At 72.9% G+C, this 16,761-nt stretch carries 16 protein-coding genes and 1 riboswitch; of the genes, 13 read left to right on the top strand and 3 right to left on the bottom strand.

Features of this window, described 5'->3' with window-relative positions; translation table 11 throughout:
- Positions 1 to 65: 65 nt before the first annotated feature.
- Together E8D34_RS12235 and E8D34_RS12230 are read right to left on the bottom strand one after the other, a co-directional pair.
- Positions 66 to 1,460: a trehalose-6-phosphate synthase gene (locus E8D34_RS12235; RefSeq protein ID WP_136594923.1), complete on the bottom strand. Its 1,395-nt coding sequence runs from the start codon at positions 1,458 to 1,460 to the stop codon at positions 66 to 68.
- A gap of 24 nt (positions 1,461 to 1,484) precedes the next feature.
- Entirely contained in the window at positions 1,485 to 2,504 is a 1,020-nt protein-coding gene (locus E8D34_RS12230) for a Gfo/Idh/MocA family oxidoreductase (protein ID WP_136594922.1), read from the bottom strand.
- A gap of 127 nt (positions 2,505 to 2,631) precedes the next feature.
- On the opposite strand from E8D34_RS12230, the gene E8D34_RS12225 reads away from it, so the two are divergent.
- The 5 genes from E8D34_RS12225 (at position 2,632) to E8D34_RS12205 (ending at position 6,444) form a co-directional block, all read left to right on the top strand.
- Positions 2,632 to 2,940 carry a DUF3263 domain-containing protein gene (locus tag E8D34_RS12225; protein WP_136594921.1) on the top strand — a complete coding sequence of 103 codons (309 nt, stop codon included), beginning with the start codon at positions 2,632 to 2,634 and terminating at the stop codon, positions 2,938 to 2,940.
- 37 nt (positions 2,941 to 2,977) lie between these two features.
- Positions 2,978 to 3,610, top strand: coding sequence for a LytR C-terminal domain-containing protein (locus E8D34_RS12220; protein ID WP_240771313.1), 633 nt, complete (start codon positions 2,978 to 2,980; stop codon positions 3,608 to 3,610).
- A 97-nt stretch (positions 3,611 to 3,707) separates the two neighbouring features.
- Positions 3,708 to 4,559 carry a trehalose-phosphatase gene (otsB, locus tag E8D34_RS12215; RefSeq protein ID WP_136594920.1) on the top strand — a complete coding sequence of 284 codons (852 nt, stop codon included), beginning with the start codon at positions 3,708 to 3,710 and terminating at the stop codon, positions 4,557 to 4,559.
- Between the two features lie 126 nt (positions 4,560 to 4,685).
- A riboswitch (SAM riboswitch) is annotated at positions 4,686 to 4,828 on the top strand.
- Positions 4,829 to 4,837: 9 nt separating this feature from the next.
- The gene (thrC, locus tag E8D34_RS12210; protein WP_136594919.1) at positions 4,838 to 6,121 is read left to right on the top strand and encodes a threonine synthase; all 1,284 of its coding nucleotides are present in this window, start codon (positions 4,838 to 4,840) and stop codon (positions 6,119 to 6,121) included.
- A 44-nt stretch (positions 6,122 to 6,165) separates the two neighbouring features.
- The gene (locus tag E8D34_RS12205; RefSeq protein ID WP_136594918.1) at positions 6,166 to 6,444 is read left to right on the top strand and encodes a MoaD/ThiS family protein; all 279 of its coding nucleotides are present in this window, start codon (positions 6,166 to 6,168) and stop codon (positions 6,442 to 6,444) included.
- 66 nt (positions 6,445 to 6,510) lie between these two features.
- Here E8D34_RS12205 and E8D34_RS12200 read toward each other — a convergent pair whose 3' ends face one another.
- On the bottom strand, positions 6,511 to 8,121 hold the full coding sequence (locus E8D34_RS12200) for an AMP-binding protein (RefSeq protein ID WP_136594917.1): 1,611 nt from the start codon (positions 8,119 to 8,121) through the stop codon (positions 6,511 to 6,513).
- A gap of 90 nt (positions 8,122 to 8,211) precedes the next feature.
- On the opposite strand from E8D34_RS12200, the gene E8D34_RS12195 reads away from it, so the two are divergent.
- From E8D34_RS12195 to E8D34_RS12160, 8 genes are all read left to right on the top strand, one after another.
- Positions 8,212 to 8,682 (top strand): OsmC family protein, encoded by a 471-nt coding sequence (locus E8D34_RS12195; RefSeq protein WP_136594916.1) that lies wholly within the window; start codon positions 8,212 to 8,214, stop codon positions 8,680 to 8,682.
- Positions 8,683 to 9,210: 528 nt separating this feature from the next.
- Positions 9,211 to 10,068, top strand: a complete 858-nt coding sequence (locus tag E8D34_RS12190; RefSeq protein ID WP_136594915.1) for an SGNH/GDSL hydrolase family protein — start codon at positions 9,211 to 9,213, stop codon at positions 10,066 to 10,068.
- A gap of 9 nt (positions 10,069 to 10,077) precedes the next feature.
- On the top strand, positions 10,078 to 10,950 hold the full coding sequence (locus E8D34_RS12185; protein ID WP_136594914.1) for a hypothetical protein: 873 nt from the start codon (positions 10,078 to 10,080) through the stop codon (positions 10,948 to 10,950).
- Positions 10,951 to 11,170: 220 nt separating this feature from the next.
- Positions 11,171 to 12,802 (top strand): chaperonin GroEL, encoded by a 1,632-nt coding sequence (gene groL / locus E8D34_RS12180; protein WP_136594913.1) that lies wholly within the window; start codon positions 11,171 to 11,173, stop codon positions 12,800 to 12,802.
- A 115-nt stretch (positions 12,803 to 12,917) separates the two neighbouring features.
- Positions 12,918 to 13,553 carry a nucleotidyltransferase family protein gene (locus tag E8D34_RS12175; RefSeq protein WP_136594912.1) on the top strand — a complete coding sequence of 212 codons (636 nt, stop codon included), beginning with the start codon at positions 12,918 to 12,920 and terminating at the stop codon, positions 13,551 to 13,553.
- A 10-nt stretch (positions 13,554 to 13,563) separates the two neighbouring features.
- Positions 13,564 to 14,445, top strand: coding sequence for a MoxR family ATPase (locus tag E8D34_RS12170; protein ID WP_136594911.1), 882 nt, complete (start codon positions 13,564 to 13,566; stop codon positions 14,443 to 14,445).
- Positions 14,442 to 15,590, top strand: coding sequence for a VWA domain-containing protein (locus tag E8D34_RS12165; RefSeq protein WP_136594910.1), 1,149 nt, complete (start codon positions 14,442 to 14,444; stop codon positions 15,588 to 15,590). The genes E8D34_RS12170 and E8D34_RS12165 overlap by 4 nt, the downstream gene beginning before the upstream one ends.
- Positions 15,583 to 16,737 carry an XdhC/CoxI family protein gene (locus E8D34_RS12160; protein ID WP_136594909.1) on the top strand — a complete coding sequence of 385 codons (1,155 nt, stop codon included), beginning with the start codon at positions 15,583 to 15,585 and terminating at the stop codon, positions 16,735 to 16,737. The genes E8D34_RS12165 and E8D34_RS12160 overlap by 8 nt, the downstream gene beginning before the upstream one ends.
- Positions 16,738 to 16,761: the final 24 nt, after the last annotated feature.

Raw genomic sequence — 16,761 nt, 5'->3', positions numbered from 1 at the left:
CTGGGTCACATCGGGATGCGGCCGCCGGGTGCGGGTCGGTGCGTAAGTCCCGGTTCCGTGGCCGCTCAGTCGTGGCGCTCGTGCGCCAGCTCGGTCATGAAGCTGTCGGCCCAGGCCTTCACGTCGTGCTGGGAGATCTGCTTGCGCATCGCCCGCATCCGGCGGCCCAGCTCCTTGGGCTGCGCGCGGTAGGACTCCAGCAGTGCGGCCTTCATCCCGTTGATGTCGTAGGGGTTGACCAGCCAGGCCTGACGCAGCTCGTCGGCGGCGCCGGCGAACTCGCTCAGCACCAGCGCGCCGTCCTCCTCGATCCGGCAGGCGACGTACTCCTTGGCGACCAGGTTCATCCCGTCCCGGTACGGCGTGACCACCATGATGTCGGCGGCGCGGTAGAGCGCGGCCATCTCCTCGCGCGGGTAGGAGGAGTGCAGGTAGGAGATCGCCGGGCGCCCGATCCGCCCCAGGTCGCCGTTGAGCCGGCCGACGAGGCGGTCGATGTCGTCGCGAAGGATCCGGTACTGCTCGACCTGCTCCCGGGAGGGCACCGCGACCTGGACGAAGACCGCGTCCTCGACGCTGAGGTGCTCGTCGCGGATCAGCTCGCCGAACGCCCTCAGCCGGGCGTAGATCCCCTTGGTGTAGTCGAGGCGGTCGATGCCCAGGAAGATCTTGCGGGGGTTGCCCAGCGCCTCGCGGATCGCCTTGGCCCGCTCGGCGACCTCGGGCGAGCGGGCGAGCTCCTCGAAGCCGGCGGCGTCGATCGAGATCGGGAACGCCGCGGCGCGGACCTCGCGGCCGTCGGGGAGGTAGACGAGGTCGCGGTGCGTCCGGTGACCGACCCGCTGGCGGACCAGCCGCACGAAGTTCTGTGCGGCGCCGGGCAGCTGGAAGCCGACCAGATCGGCGCCGAGCAGCCCCTCGAGGATCTGGCGCCGCCAGGGCAGCTGCGCGAACAGCTCGGCCGGCGGGAACGGGATGTGCAGGTAGAAGCCGATCCGCAGGTCGGGGCGGAGCTCGCGGAGCATCTGCGGCACCAGCTGCAGCTGGTAGTCGTGCACCCAGACGGTGGCGCTCTCGGCGGCCAGCTCGGCGGCCTTCTCGGCGAACCGCCGGTTCACCTTCACGTAGCGGTCCCACCACTCGCGGTGGAACTCCGGCTTGGCCACCACGTCGTGGTAGAGCGGCCACAGCGTCGCGTTGGAGAAGCCCTCGTAGTGCTCCTCGATCTCCTCCTGCGTCATCGACAGGGGGACCAGGTGCAGCCCGTCGGCCTCGAACGGCTCCAGGTGCTGCTCGGTGCCGCCGGGCCAGCCGATCCAGACGCCGTCGCCGGCGCGCATCACCGGCTCGATGGCGGTCACCAGGCCACCGGGGGAGGGGCGCCAGGAGACCTCGCCGTCCTTGTCGGTCACTCGGTCGACGGGGAGGCGGTTGGCGACGATCACCAGGTCGTGGGCCACACCGACACCCTAGCCCCGGTCGCGTCAGGCGTCGGGGAAGGTCACGCCGACCTGCCGGCGCAGGTCGTCCATCTGCCCGAGGATCGCGAGGGTCTGGGCGTGCGGGACCAGGGGGCTCTCGCGCAGGCCCTCGCGCAGGCACCGGTTGACCTCGGCGATCTCGTTGCCGTAGCCCTGGCCGATCACCGGCTCGGTGCCGGTCAGGGTCACCGCCCGGTCCGGCTGCGGCCCCGCGCCCGGTTCGTACGGCGTGAACACGGCCCACGCGGGGTGGTGGAACTCGGGGCCGACGTCGATCCGACCCAGGTCGGTCGCGATCGCGGCGCGCCGCGAGGACCAGGAGGTCATCGAGGCGTTGAGCGCCGCGAGCGCGCCGCCGGGGTAGCGGCCGGCGATCGCGATGTCGAGGTCGATCCCGCGGTCGCTGAGCGCCGCCGTGGCGGTCAGCTCCTCGGCCGGGCCGAGCATCAGGTGGGCGAAGGTGAGCGGGTAGATCCCCATGTCCAGCAGCGCGCTGGCGCCCAGCGCGGGGTCGAGCATCCGGCTCTCCGGGCCGGCGTCGACGCGGAAGCCGAGCTCGGCCTGCACCTGGTGGGGTGCCCCGAACCGGCCGCTCGCGAGCTCGGCGCGCAGCTCGCGGACGACCGGGTGGCAGGCCATCCACATGGCCTCCATCAGGAAGCGGTCGTGCTCGCCGGCCAGCCGGACCATCTCCGCGGCGTCCGCCGTCGCAAGCGCCACCGGCTTCTCGCACAGCACGTGCTTGCCCGCCTCGAAGGCCGCGCGCGCGTTGTCGAGGTGGAAGGAGTGGGGGGTGGCGACGTAGACCACCTCCACCGCCGGGTCGGTCACCAGGTCCTCGTAGGTCCCGTGCGCACGGGTGTCGGCGTCGCCGTGCTCGGCCGCGAACGCACGGGCGGACCCCATGCTGCGCGAGCCGACGGCGGCCAGCCGGGCCCCGGGCACCAGGGCCAGGTCCCGGGCGAAGGTGCGGGCGATCTTGCCGGTGGCCAGGATCCCCCAGCCGATCTCGCGGTCGCTCATGGACAGAACGTACTCCGCCGCGACGCGTGTCCGTTCTGAATGACATCGTTGTCATTCGACGTCTACAGTGGGTACCCACAACCGGGTAGATGCGCGGCGGGCCCGCCGCGCGAGGTGGAGGACGCAGATGAACGCCGAACGGAGCAGCAGCCCCGAGACGGTCGACGCCGAGGGCGCGGCGCCCGCCGGGCTGAGCGAGCGGGACAGCGAGATCCTCGCGTTCGAGCGCCAGTGGTGGAAGTACGCCGGCGCCAAGGAGTCCGCGGTCCGCGAGAAGTTCGACATGAGCTCGACCCGCTACTACCAGGTCCTCAACGCGCTGATCGACCGCCCCGAGGCGCTGGCGGCCGACCCGCTGCTGGTGCGCCGGCTGCGCCGGCTGCGCTCGCAGCGCCAGCGCCAGCGCTCGGCGCGGCGCCTCGGCTTCGAGATCTGAACCACGAGCCCACCCCCTCCCAGGAAGGAGTGCGGCCATGACCTTCCCCACTTGGCCCACCCCGTTCGATCCCCGACGCTGTGCCCGGTTGAGCGACCGGCTGAGCGACCGGCTGCGCCGCCGCGACCAGCGGGGCGCCGTGCTGCCCTCGCCGGTGGTGCTGCTGACGATCCTCGCCGTCGTCGCCGCCGCCGTCGCGTTCATCACCACCCGCGACGTGACGTCGACCGAGCGCGAGATCACCGCGGTCGCCGACACCGGCTCCGTGCCCTCGGGCGCCGCTGAGGCCTCGGACGACGCCACCGGCGACCCGGCCCGCGGCAAGGCGGCGGAGCAGGCCACCGAGAAGCCCGAGGCCGAGCCGCCGAGGAAGCCGAAGCCCCAGGTCAAGCGGGGCGATGTCGGAGTGGTCGTGTTCAACAACTCCGGGATCACCGGGCTGGCCGGCGAGGTGGGCGCCAAGGTCGGCGCCATCGGCTGGAGCTTCGTCGCCGCCGACAACTGGTACGGCACCGTGCTCGCGACCACGGTCTACTACCCGCAGGGGATGAAGGCCGCCGCCCGCAAGCTCGCCCTCGACCTGGGGATCCAGCGGGTGATCGCGGCCGATGCCGACAGCGACATGAGCAGCACCAACCTCACGGTCATCCTGACCGGCCCGCTGGACTGAACCGCTCGGCCGGTCGGCAGGACCGGTGAGCGCCCCGACGGGGTGAGTTTCGCCTCCCGGACACCGCGGCCCTCCCCGTCCGTGGTGGGATGGGGACGTGCTGTTCTCGTCCATCGAGGGTGAACGTCGTTACGCCGGACTCGTGCGCGCTGCCGCAGGCGCGGTGATCGGGCTGGACTTCGACGGCACGCTCGCGCCGATCGTGGACGACCCGACGAAGGCGCACATCCACCCCGCGGCACGCGAGGTGCTGGTCGACCTCGCCTCCGAGGTGGCGGCGATCGCGGTGATCACCGGCCGGCCGGCGCGCCAGGCGCTCGACCTCGGCGGTCTGGAGGAGGTCGGCGACGCGATCAGCGAGGCCGGCAAGGAGCTCTACCTGTTCGGGCAGTACGGCAACGAGCGGTGGACCTCGCACCGACGCCGCATCGTCGGTCCGCGGCCGCCGCGCGGGCTGGCCACGTTCGAGCGCGAGCTGCCCCGGGTGCTGCGCCAGGCGGACGCCGCGGACGCCTACGTCGAGGACAAGGGCCTCGCGGTGGCGGTGCACACCCGCCGCCTGCCGGACCCGGTGGCCGCCTTCGACCGGCTGCTGCCGCCCCTGCGGTCGCTGGCGGGTGGGCACGGACTCATCGTCGAGCCGGGGCGCAACGTGATCGAGGTCCGCTCCGCCGGCGCCCACAAGGGCCTGGTCGTCGAGCGGCTCGCCGCGGAGCTGAACGCCGAGGGCTTCCTGTTCGCCGGCGACGACCTGGGTGACCTGGAGGCGTTCGAGGCCGTGGCCGCGCTGGAGAAGCAGGGGCTCGCCGCGCTCCGGGTGTGCTCGGCCTCGCGCGAGGAGAGCGCCCTGCTGGAGCAGTCCGACGTCGTGGTCCGCGGCCCGGAGGGCGTCCTCGACCTGCTGCGGACCTTCACCCGCGACGCGCGCGCCGCGCGCGGCGGTTCCTGAGACCTACCCCTCACCGGGTCGGCGTCCCAGGCGGCGCGCGGGCTCGCGGGTCTCACTATGTGGTCGACCATATCGAATGGTGGGATCTCGATTTCTTGCCCGCCGGACCTGCCCGTAGATTGATCCCGCTCATCCAGAGGGACTGAGGGAACGGCCCAGTGAAGTCCCGGCAACCGCCACGAACCCCCCGCCTGCACCCCGGTGCACGCGGTCGTGGAAAAGGTGCCAAATCCGACCTGACGCGAGGTACGCGCCGGGACAGATGAGAGGGAGGATCCATGAGCGCCCCTGTGATCGAAGCCGTCACCACCACGACCGCTTCCGGCCCCCGCGAGGGTGCCTTCGGCAATGCCGTCGCCCTCGCCTGCCGCGAGTGCGGCCACCGCACTGCCCTCGGTCCGTTCTACGCCTGTCCGGAGTGCTTCGGCCCGCTGGAGATCGCCTACGAGTTCCCCGCGGTCACCCGCGAGGAGATCGAGGCCGGCCCGCGCAACATCTGGCGCTACAAGGCGCTGCTGCCGGTGCCCGCCGACATCGAGACGAGCCCCAACACCGAGCCCGGCTTCACCCGCCTGCTGAAGGCCGAGAACCTGGCCCGCGAGCTCGGCATCGCCAACCTGTGGGTGAAGGACGACTCGACCAACCCGACCAACTCGTTCAAGGACCGCGTCGTCGCCTGCGCCCTCAGCGCCGCCCGCGAGCTCGACGCCAAGGTCTTCGCCTGCCCGTCCACCGGCAACCTGGCCAACGCCGTCGCCGCCGCGGGCGCCCGCGCCGGGATCAAGACCGTCGTCTTCATCCCCAGCAACCTCGAGCAGCCCAAGCAGGTCAACTCCGCGATCTACACCGAGAACCTGGTCGCCGTCGACGGCAACTACGACGACGTGAACAAGCTCGCCTCCGAGATCGCCGGCGAGGAGGAGGGCTGGGCGTTCGTCAACGTCAACGTCCGCCCGTACTACGCCGAGGGCTCGAAGACGCTCGGCTACGAGATCGCCGAGCAGCTCGGCTGGCGGCTGCCCGACCAGGTCGTGATCCCGGTCGCCTCCGGCTCCCAGCTGACCAAGGTCGACAAGGCCTTCCAGGAGCTCATCAAGCTCGGCCTGGTCGAGGACAAGCCGTACAAGATCTTCGGCGCCCAGGCGACCGGTTGCGGCCCTGTCGCCACCGCCTACAAGGCCGGCACCGACGCGATCCGCCCGGTCAAGCCGGACACGATCGCCAAGAGCCTGGCCATCGGCAACCCCGCCGACGGCATCTACGTCCTCGACATCACCCGCCGTACCGGTGGCGCGGTCGAGGAGGTCACCGACGAGGAGATCCGCGCCGGCATCGTGCTGCTCGCCCGCACCGAGGGCATCTTCACCGAGACCGCCGGCGGCACCACCACCGCGGTCACCAAGAAGCTCGTCGAGACCGGCCAGCTGGACCCGGAGCTCGAGACGGTGATCATCAACACCGGCCACGGCCTGAAGACGCTCGACGCGGTCTCCGGTCAGGTCGGCGCCGCAGCCACCATCGCCCCGACGTACCAGGCCTTCAAGGCCACCGGCATCGCCTGAGCGCGATCCGGCACAGAACTGCATCAGAGAGAGGTCTCCAGCCAGTGAGCGTCAGCGTCCGCATCCCGACCATCCTGCGCACCTACACCGGGGGTGACTCCGAGGTCACCGCCGAGGGCGCCAACCTCGCCGAGGTGCTCGACGACCTGGACGCCCGGTTCGCCGGGGTCAAGGGCCGGATCGTGGACGAGGACGGCAAGCTGCGCCGCTTCGTCAACGTCTACGTCGGCAACGACGACGTGCGCTTCCTCGACGACCTGGCCACGCCCACGCCCGACGGCGTCGAGATCTCGGTGATCCCGGCCGTCGCCGGCGGCTGCTGAGCCCGCCCCTCGCAACGACACCGCCCCCGGTCCGATCGGACCGGGGGCGGTGCGGTGGCTCCGGGCTCAGCCGAGCAGCTCGGCGGCGAGCGCCGCGCTGGCCGGGTAGTCGACCTTGCTCACCGGGGTGCGCGGCACCTCGTCGATGAACAGGACCTGCTTGGGTACCTTGTAGTTGGAGATCAGCGCCTTGCAGTGCGTGCGCACGGCCTCCGCGTCGATGGCGCTGCCCTCGCGCCGCTGGACGAGCGCGGTGACCTGCTGGCCCCAGCGCTCGTGCGGGGTGCCGACGACGACCGCGTCGAAGATGTCGTCGTGGCGGAGCAGGACGGCCTCCACCTCCTCGGGGTGGACCTTCTCGCCGCCGGTGTTGATGCAGACCGAGCCGCGGCCCAGGACGGTGACCCTGCCGTCCTCCTCGCGGCGGGCGAAGTCGCCGGGGATCGCCCAGCGCACGCCGTCGACCTCCTTGAAGGTCGCGGCGGTCTTGACCGGATCCTTGTAGTAGCCCAGCGGCACCGGACCGGACCGACCCAGCATGCCGTCCACCCCGACCGGGGCCGGCTTCATGTCCGGGGTGAACACCTCGACCTGGTCGCTGACGTCGAACTTCGGGGCGCCCACGGGGCCCTCGGAACCGTCGTCGACCCGCGAGCCGGCGGCCCCCGACTCCGAGGCGCCGTAGGAGTCCAGGATGAACCGGCCCGGAAGGGCCCTCCGGATCTCGGCCCGCACGCCCTCCGACAGCGGCGCGGCGCCGTTGGAGACGGCGGCGAGGCTGCTCAGGTCCCACCGGTCGGGCTCGGCCAGGATCGCCTCGGCGACCGGCCGCCCCATCGCGTCGCCCAGGAAGGTCAACGAGACGACCTTCGCGGCCTCGACCAGGTCCAGGATCTTCTCCGCGTCGAAGTGCGGCTCGACGTAGAGGGCCACGGTGTGGCCGGCGACGTGGCCGTTGCCCAGGATCCACTGGCTGCCGCCGTGCATCATCGGGCCGCAGGCCAGCAGCACCATCGGGTTCTCGACGGCCACGGCCTCCTCGACCAGCTGCTCGACGGAGTCCAGCGGGGCGCCGTACCGGGCGGCGTTGAGGGCGCCGCGCATCAGGTCCTCGATCCGCCAGACCACGCCCTTGGGGTTGCCGGTGGTGCCGCCGGTGTAGATGACGTAGTGGTCGTCGCCGGAGCGGCCGGTGATCCGGCGCTCGGGCGAGGCCGCCGCGAGCGCCGCGTCGTAGTCGGGGCCCAGCACGATCCGCGTGGCCAGGCTCGGCAGGTCCAGCGCGTCCACGGCGTCGACGTACTCCGGGGCGATGATCGCGGCCACGCAGTCGGCGTTGTCGTAGAGGTAGGCCAGCTCGTCGTGGAGGTACTTGTAGTTGATGTTGATCGGGACCGCGCGCGCCTTGAGGCACCCGTAGAAGGCGTCCACCCACTCGATCCGGTTCGGCGCGTGCACGGCGACGTGGTCGCCGGGCTTGATGCGGAGCTCGACCAGGTGGTTGGCGAGCCGCGTCGAGCGCTCGTCGATCTCGGCGAACGAGAAGGCGTGCGCCATCGTGAAGACGGCCGTCCGGTCGGGGATCCGGTCGGCCATCGCCTCGAGGACGTCGGCGAGGTTGAGCGGTCGCGGGCTGCTCGCGGCCGCTTCGTTGCGGGCGGATGTGGTCTCGGTCACAGGTCCAGCGTGCCAAGTGGAACGTGTTCTCGCCACCGATTCGCGGTGAGCGGTGCCGACGTGGCCGCCGGTTCCGGCAGGATCGGGTGCGTGGACCACCGCTACCGGCTCGACGTCACCTGGCAGGGCAACCGCGGCACCGGGACCAGCGGCTACCGCGACTACGGCCGCGACGTCCTGCTCTCTGCCGAGGGCAAGCCCGACCTCGCTGCCTCCGCCGACCCCACCTTCCGCGGCGACCGGACCCGCTGGAACCCCGAGGAGCTGCTGGTCGCCGCGCTGTCCCAGTGCCACCTGCTCTCCTACCTGCACTCGGCGGTCCGCCACGGCATCGTGGTCACCGCGTACGACGACGCGCCGGTCGGGACGATGAGCCAGTCCGGAGACGGCGGGCGCTTCACCGACGTGCTGCTCCGCCCGCGGGTCGCCATCGCCGACCCCGGGCTGGTCGGCCTGGCCCGGGAGATCCACGCCGAGGCGAGCAGGAACTGCTTCATCGCGGCCTCGGTCAACTTCCCCGTCCGTCACGACCCGGAGATCGTGGTCGCCGCCGCTGGTTGAGGTGCGAGGCTCGAGACCGAGGCGCCCCGGGTGGTGGTTTCGAGGCTCGCTTCGCTCGCACCTCAACCACCGCGAGGGCTCGCTTCGCTCGCACCTCAACCACCGCGAGGGCTCGCTTCGCTCGCACCTCAACCACCGCGAGGGCTCGCTTCGCTCGCACCTCAACCACCGCGAGGGCTCGCTTCGCTCGCACCTCAACCACCGCGAGGGCTCGCTTCGCTCGCACCTCAACCACCGCGAGGGCTCGCTTCGCTCGCACCTCAACCACCGCGAGGGCTCGCTTCGCTCGCACCTCAACCACCGCGAGGGCTCGCTTCGCTCGCACCTCAACCACCGCGAGGGCTCGCTTCGCTCGCACCTCAACCACCGCGAGGGCTCGCTTCGCTCGCACCTCAACCACCGCGAGGGCTCGCTTCGCTCGCACCTCAACCACCGCGAGGACTCGCTTCGCTCGCACCTCAACCACCGGCAGGCTGCGCGCCACCGGAGGGCAACGATCCGTTCAGCCGGGTCTGGCACAACGGAGACATGGTTCCCCGTCGTACCGCAGTGATGGCGGGAACCGCGCTCGCCGGCGCGGGCTTCGTCGCCGGTGCGGCGGCCGGCGGCGCCCGGGTGCTGCTCACCCGGCAGGCCTCGATCGCCCGCCGTGCCATCGGCAAGCCGCTGGGGGAGCGGGCGCCCGACGCCGACCGGGTCTGGAAGGGGTCCTACGGCGACCCGCTGGACCTGCTGCTGCTCGGCGACTCGATCGCCGCCGGCCTCGGTGCCGAGCGTCCCAAGGACACGCTGGGCGGCCGGTTGGCCCGCGGCCTGGCGAAGGAGCTGGGGCGAGCGGTGCGGCTGCGCACCGCCGCCGTGGTCGGCGCCGAGTCCTCGGCGCTGGCCGGCCAGATCGACGGGCTGCCCCACGGCTACGCGCCCGAACTCGCGGTGATCGTGGTCGGCGGCAACGACGTCACCCACCGGGTCCCGGTGCCGACCTCGGTGCGCCACCTCGAGGAGGCGATCGGCCTGCTCCGCGAGCGCGGCGCGCACGTCGTGGTCGGCACCTGCCCGGACCTCGGCGCACTGCGCCCGGTGCCGCAGCCGCTGCGCACCCTCGGCTCCCGCGCCTCGCGTCAGCTGGCCGCGGCGCAGGCGGCGACCTCGGTCCGCAGCGGCGCCCACGCGATCTCCCTGGCCCACGTGGTCGGGCCGTTCTTCATCAGCAACCCCGAGGAGATGTTCAGCACCGACCGCTTCCACCCCAGCGCGACCGGCTACAAGCGGACGGCGAAGGCGCTGCTGCCCTCGCTCCTCACCGCGCTCGGGGAGAACGACGCGGTGCCGTTCGGGCACCATCCGCCCGCCCCGGGTGAGGGGTCGGCGGGCGCCCCTTCCTAGGCTTCGGGCGTGCCCGACGTGCTGCTTGCCACCTTCGCCCTGATGCCCGACGGCGAGCCCGGCGGTGACCTCCTGCCGAAGGCCCTGGCCGACCGCGGGATCACCGCCGAGTGGGTCCGCTGGGACGACCCGGATGTCGACTGGGCCGCGGCCGACCTGGTCGCGGTCCGCTCCACCTGGGACTACCACCGGCGGCTGCCCGCCTTCCTCGACTGGGCCCGCCGCGTGGAGCGGCAGACCCTCTTGCTCAACGGCGCCGAGGTGTTCGCCTGGAACGCCGACAAGACCTACCTGGCCGAGCTCGCGGCCGCCAGCCCCGGCCTCCCGGTGATCCCGACGGCGCCGGTCGACGACGAGACGCTGGTCGACGGGCTGGGCGCCGCGTTCGCCCGGTGGGGGACGGTGGTGGTGAAGCCCCGCACCGGCGCCGGCGGCGTGGGTCTCGTGGTCGCCGATCGGCTCGACGACCCGCGGCTAGACGGCCTCACGCCGGCACCCTGGGTGGTGCAGCCGCTGGTCGCGGACATCCGGGTCCTCGGCGAGACGTCGGTCTACGTCCTCGACGGCCGCGCGGTCGCCCAGGTGGACAAGGCGGTCGCGGGCGAGGGTGCGCAGGACGAGGTCCGCGTGCACGAGCAGTACGGCGGCAGCAGCCGTGTCGTCGCGGCGGACCCGGAGCGGGCGCGGACGGCCGAGGCGGCCGTCGCCGCCGCCCGCGAGCTGCGGGGTGCCGACCTCGCCTACGCGCGGGTCGACCTGCTGCCGTACGACGGCGTCTGGGCGGTCAGCGAGCTGGAGCTGATCGAGCCGGGACTCTACCTCGACGTCGACCCCGCCAACGCCGACCGGTTCGCCGACCTCGTCGCCGCCCGGTTGCGCTAGCCCGGGCCGGTCCGGGCGGCGCCCTCTCCTTGCACTCGCCTAGGCCGAGTGCTAAACATGACGTTGGCACTCTCCGTCGGAGAGTGACAACCAGACCCCCGGTCCGGGGAGCTGAGGTCAGCAGCGTCGGTGGGAAGGGTCCATCGGAACGGCCTGGCCGTCCGTCGCGGGCAGCGAACCGGTCCACCACGACTCGAATGCGTGAGGAATCGCAAGAGTTATGCCGAAGCTGATTGCTTTCAACGAGGAGGCCCGGCGCGGCCTCGAGCGTGGCATGAACACGCTCGCTGACGCCGTCAAGGTGACCCTCGGCCCCAAGGGCCGCAACGTCGTCCTGGAGAAGAAGTGGGGCGCCCCCACGATCACCAACGACGGTGTCTCGATCGCCAAGGAGATCGAGCTCGAGGACCCCTACGAGAAGATCGGCGCCGAGCTGGTCAAGGAGGTCGCGAAGAAGACCGACGACGTCGCCGGTGACGGCACGACGACGGCCACCGTCCTCGCCCAGGCGCTGGTCCGCGAGGGCCTGCGCAACGTGGCCGCGGGCGCGAACCCGATGGGTCTGAAGCGCGGCATCGAGGCCGCCGTGGACGCTGTCTCCGAGCAGCTCCTGGGCATGGCCAAGGACGTGGAGACCAAGGACGAGATCGCCTCGACCGCCTCCATCTCCGCCGCTGACTCCACCGTCGGCGAGATCATCGCCGAGGCGATGGACAAGGTCGGCAAGGAGGGTGTGATCACCGTCGAGGAGTCGAACACCTTCGGCCTCGACCTGGAGCTCACCGAGGGTATGCGCTTCGACAAGGGCTACATCTCGGCGTACTTCGCCACCGACCTGGAGCGCATGGAGGCCGTCCTCGAGGACCCCTACATCCTCATCGCGAACTCCAAGATCTCGACCGTCAAGGACCTGCTCCCGCTGCTGGAGAAGGTCATGCAGTCGGGCAAGCCGCTGCTGATCATCGCCGAGGACGTCGACGGCGAGGCGCTGTCCACCCTGGTGGTCAACAAGATCAAGGGCACCTTCAAGTCCGTCGCCGTCAAGGCCCCGGGCTTCGGTGACCGCCGCAAGGCCATGCTGCAGGACATCGCGATCCTGACCGGCGGCCAGGTCATCTCCGAGGAGGTCGGCCTCAAGCTCGAGACCGCCGGTCTCGACCTGCTGGGCCAGGCCCGCAAGGTCGTCATCACCAAGGACGAGACCACCGTCGTCGAGGGTGCGGGCGACCAGGGTCAGATCGAGGGTCGGGTCAACCAGATCCGCGCCGAGATCGAGAAGTCGGACTCCGACTACGACCGCGAGAAGCTCCAGGAGCGCCTCGCCAAGCTGGCCGGCGGCGTGGCCGTCATCAAGGTCGGCGCGGCCACCGAGGTCGAGCTCAAGGAGCGCAAGCACCGCATCGAGGACGCCGTCCGCAACGCGAAGGCTGCCGTCGAGGAGGGCATCCTCCCCGGTGGTGGTGTCGCGCTGGTGCAGGCCGCCGCCGCCGCGTTCGAGAAGCTCGAGCTCACCGGCGACGAGGCCACCGGTGCCTCGATCGTCAAGGCCGCCGTCTCGGCGCCGCTGAAGCAGATCGCCGTCAACGCCGGCCTCGAGGGTGGCGTCGTCGCGGAGAAGGTCGCCTCGCTCCCCGCGGGCCAGGGCCTCAACGCCGCGACCGGCGAGTACGTCGACCTGCTGGCCAACGGCATCATCGACCCGGCCAAGGTCACCCGCTCGGCGCTGCAGAACGCCGCGTCGATCGCCGCGCTGTTCCTCACCACCGAGGCCGTCGTCGCCGACAAGCCGGAGAAGGCTCCGGCCATGCCCGGTGGCGGCGACATGGGCGGCATGGGCGGCATGGACTTCTGATCTGATCAGATCCACGTCGTTCGGCAGAACGCAACCACAGGGCCTCCGCTCCGGCGGGGGCCCTGTGGCCATTTCGTGGGGTCCAACCGCCGCGTTCCGTGGCATCGTCGGACCCATGGCCACAGGTCTGCTGCTCGCCGCCGGCGCCGGACGCCGGATGGGCACCCCCAAGGCGCTCATCCGCGACGGGGACGGCCGCCCCTGGCTGTGGCGGGCGATCGCGGCGCTGCGCCGCGGCGGCTGCGACGGGGTGACCGTGGTGCTCGGCGCCGCCGCCGAGGAGGCCGAGGCGGTGCTGGCCCCCGAGCACGGCGGACCGCCCGAGGTGGAGGTCGTGCACGCGGCCGACTGGGCCGCCGGGCTGGGCGCCTCGCTCTCCGCCGGGCTCCGCGCCCTGCTCGCCCGCCCGACCGGTCCGGGCTCACCCTCCGCGGCGATGGTGCTGCTGGTCGACCTCCCCGACGTCGGCCCCGACGTGGTCCGCCGGGTGCTCTCGGCCACCGGCGGCGGCAGCGCCTCGACGCTGGCGCGGGCGTCGTACCACGGGAAGCCCGGCCACCCGGTGCTGATCGGCCGCGACCACTGGCCGCACGTGCTGGAGACCGCGGTCGGCGACCACGGCGCGCGCGACTACCTGGCCGCCCACGAGGTGGTGCTGGTCGAGTGCGGCGACCTGGCCAGCGGCGAGGACGTGGACCGACCCCGCGACCCGCGCGCCGAGCCAACCGGCGACCAACGCCGCGCTCCCTAGCCTCGCCGTCATGGAACCCCGCGTCGCCGACCTCGCCGCGCGCCTCGAGGCGACCGGGTACCTCTGCGACGAGGACCTGGCCACGGTGCTCTTCCTCGCCCTGGAGATGGGGCGCCCGCTGCTGCTCGAGGGTGAGCCCGGCACCGGCAAGACGGCGCTGGCGGAGGCGATCGCCGAGGCGCTCGGGCAGCCGCTGATCCGGCTCCAGTGCTACGAGGGGATCGACGCGACCCAGGCGCTCTACGACTGGGACTTCCCGCGCCAGATCCTGCACCTGCGGGCTCTCGAGGCGCTCTCCCGGGACAGCGGGAACGAGACCGTCGAGGAGGCCGAGAAGAGCCTGTACGACGAGCGCTTCCTGCTCGCCCGGCCGGTGCTCGCCGCGCTGCAGCGCAGCCCGGCGGTCCTGCTCGTCGACGAGGTCGACCGGGCCGACGACGAGTTCGAGGCGTTCCTCCTGGAGGTGCTCTCGACCTTCCAGGTGACCATCCCCGAGCTCGGCACCATCCAGGCCGCCACCCCGCCGACGGTGGTGCTCACCTCGAACCGCACCCGCGAGCTGCACGACGCGCTGAAGCGGCGCTGCCTCTACCACTGGATCGACCACCCCGGGCTCGACCGGGAGGTCGCGATCGTCCGTTCCCGCGCGCCGGAGGTCTCCGCCGAGCTGGCCCGTCAGGTGGTCGGGGTGGTGCAGCGGCTGCGCGCCGAGGCCGACCTGCTGAAGCCGCCGGGCGTCGCCGAGACCCTGGACTGGGCGCGGGCCCTGCAGCACCTGGGCACCGTCGAGCTGGACGTCGCGTCGGCGGCCCGCACGCTCGGCGCCCTGGTGAAGTACCGCGACGACGCCGACCGGGTGAAGATGGCGCTGGACCGGATGCTGGCCGGATGAGCGCGGCGACCGAGGCGCCCGTCGCCCGCCAGCCCGACGAGGTGCTGCTCGGCTTCACCCGGGCGCTGCGCGCCGCCGGCGTCGCCGTCACGCAGGACCGGGCCCACTCCTACCTGGCCGCCGCCGCGCTGGTCGGCCTCGGCGACCCGGCCGCGCTCCGCACCGCCGGCCACGCCACCCTGTGCGCCTCCCCGGAGGACCTCGAGCGCCACGACCGGGTCTTCGAGGAGTGGTTCCGCCGCGACCTGCGCGGCCCGACCTCCCGGCCCCGCGACCCCCGCCGACCGCCGCCGACCACGCTCCTGCCGGAGCAGGACGGAGCCGAGGGTGCCGGCGAGGACGACCGGGGCGACCCGGTGCGCGCGGCGGCCAGCGAGGTGGAGGTGCTGCGGCACCGCGACATCGCGACCCTGGACGCCGCCGAGCGGGCCCGGCTGGCCCTGCTCTTCTCCGCCCTCCCCGTGGTGCTGCCCCGCCGGTCGGCGGTCCGTCGTACGCCGCACCGGCGCGGCGTCGTCGATGCCTCCCGGACCCTGCGCGCTAGCCTGCGCCGGATGGGGGAGCCGGCCCGGATCCACCGCCGGCGCCGATCGGTGCGGCACCGGCGGGTCGTGCTGCTGGTCGACGTCTCCGGGTCGATGAGCGGGTACGTCGAGGCGCTGCTGCGGCTGGCGCACCGGATGGTCGAGGCCGGCTCGGCGGCGCACGGGCGGGGCGCGGTCGAGGTCTTCAGCGTCGGCACCCGGCTCACCCGACTCACCCGCGCGCTGGAGCGGCGCGACCCGGACCGGGCGATCGCCGCCGCCGGCGAGGCCGTCCCGGACTGGTCCGGCGGCACCCGACTGGGGGAGACGCTGCGGGCGTTCAACGACCGCTGGGGCCGGCGTGGGCTGGCCCGCGGTGCGGTGGTGGTGGTCGTCAGTGACGGCTGGGAGCGCGGCGACCCGCGCCTGCTCGGCGAGCAGGTGGCCGCGCTGCGCCGGGTCGCGCACCGGGTGGTCTGGGTGAACCCGCACCGCGGGAAGCCGGGCTACGCTCCGGTGCAAGGGGGGATCGCCGCGGTGCTGCCGCACGTGGACGCGCTCCTGGCCGGGCACTCGTTGGCGACCTTCACCGAGCTGCTGGAGGTGGTGCGTGATGCGTGAGGTGATGCCGCAGCTGCTCGCCTGGTGGGAGGCCGGCGAGAGCGTCGGGGTCGGCACGGTGGTGGCGACCTTCCGCTCCGCTCCACGCCCGCCGGGCGCCTCGATGCTGGTCGGGCCGGACGGGTCCGCCGTCGGTTCCGTCTCCGGAGGCTGCGTCGAGGGGGCCGTCTACGAGCTGGCGCAGGAGGTGGTCGGCGCCGGCGAGCCGGTGCTGCGGCGCTACGGCGTCTCCGACGACGAGGCCTTCGAGGTCGGCCTGACCTGCGGGGGCATCCTCGACGTGTACGTCGAGAAGGTCGATCGCGAGACCTTCCCCGAGCTGGGTGCCATCGCCGCCGACCTGGAGGCCGGGCGGCCCGTCGCGGTGGCCACCGTCGTCGAGCACCCCGACCCGTCGTACGTCGGGCGGCGGCTGGTGATCCGCCCCGACGACCCGGCGCCGGCGGAGCAGGCCGCTGCCGTGCTCGGCAGCGCGCGCATCGACGACGCCGTCCGCGACGACGCGCTCGGCCTGCTCGCCGCGGGCCACAGCGCGACCCTGGGCTACGGCCCCGACGGCGAGCGCCGCGGCGAGGGGATGCGGGTCTTCGTCTGGGCCTTCGCCCCGCGGCCGCGGATGCTGGTCTTCGGCGCCATCGACTTCGCCGCCGCGGTGGCCCGGGTGGGCGCGTTCCTCGGCTACCACGTGACCGTCTGCGACGCCCGTCCGGTGTTCGCCACCACCAGCCGGTTCCCGCACGCCGACGACGTGGTGGTGGAGTGGCCGCACCGCTACCTGGCCGCCGAGCGCGACGCCGGGCGGATCGACGCCCGCACCGTGATCACGGTGCTGACCCACGACCCCAAGTTCGACGTGCCGCTGCTGGAGGTCGCGCTGCGCCTGCCGGCGGTCGGGTACGTCGGGGCGATGGGCTCGCGCCGTACGCACGAGGACCGGTTGGCCCGGCTGCGGGAGGCCGGCGTGACCGACGCCGAGGTGGCGCGGCTGTCCAGCCCGATCGGGCTCGACCTGGGCGCCCGCACCCCGGAGGAGACCGCGGTCAGCATCGCCGCGGAGATCGTGGCCCGGCGGTGGGGCGGGTCGGGGGAGCCGCTGGCGGCGCTCTCGGGCCGGATCCACGGCGAGGGGCGAGTCCCCACCCACTGACACTCGCGGAAGGGTGGCGCATCC

Source organism: Nocardioides sp. GY 10113, assembly GCF_004919105.1.
GTDB lineage: Bacteria > Actinomycetota > Actinomycetes > Propionibacteriales > Nocardioidaceae > Nocardioides.
The sequence above is the reverse complement of the archived record's forward strand: the minus strand, read 5'-3'. Positions and strand labels throughout refer to the sequence as shown.

What these genes read in the sequence shown, in the direction of transcription:
- E8D34_RS12170 (WP_136594911.1), top strand. Translation starts at nt 13,564, where the DNA reads ATGGAACCCCGCGTCGCCGACCTCGCCGCGCGCCTCGAGGCGACCGGG.
- E8D34_RS12190 (WP_136594915.1), top strand. Translation starts at nt 9,211, where the DNA reads ATGGTTCCCCGTCGTACCGCAGTGATGGCGGGAACCGCGCTCGCCGGC.
- E8D34_RS12225 (WP_136594921.1), top strand. Translation starts at nt 2,632, where the DNA reads ATGAACGCCGAACGGAGCAGCAGCCCCGAGACGGTCGACGCCGAGGGC.
- E8D34_RS12220 (WP_240771313.1), top strand. Translation starts at nt 2,978, where the DNA reads ATGACCTTCCCCACTTGGCCCACCCCGTTCGATCCCCGACGCTGTGCC.
- E8D34_RS12165 (WP_136594910.1), top strand. Translation starts at nt 14,442, where the DNA reads ATGAGCGCGGCGACCGAGGCGCCCGTCGCCCGCCAGCCCGACGAGGTG.
- thrC (WP_136594919.1), top strand. Translation starts at nt 4,838, where the DNA reads ATGAGCGCCCCTGTGATCGAAGCCGTCACCACCACGACCGCTTCCGGC.
- E8D34_RS12230 (WP_136594922.1), bottom strand. Translation starts at nt 2,504, where the DNA reads ATGAGCGACCGCGAGATCGGCTGGGGGATCCTGGCCACCGGCAAGATC.
- groL (WP_136594913.1), top strand. Translation starts at nt 11,171, where the DNA reads ATGCCGAAGCTGATTGCTTTCAACGAGGAGGCCCGGCGCGGCCTCGAG.
- E8D34_RS12160 (WP_136594909.1), top strand. Translation starts at nt 15,583, where the DNA reads ATGCGTGAGGTGATGCCGCAGCTGCTCGCCTGGTGGGAGGCCGGCGAG.
- E8D34_RS12175 (WP_136594912.1), top strand. Translation starts at nt 12,918, where the DNA reads ATGGCCACAGGTCTGCTGCTCGCCGCCGGCGCCGGACGCCGGATGGGC.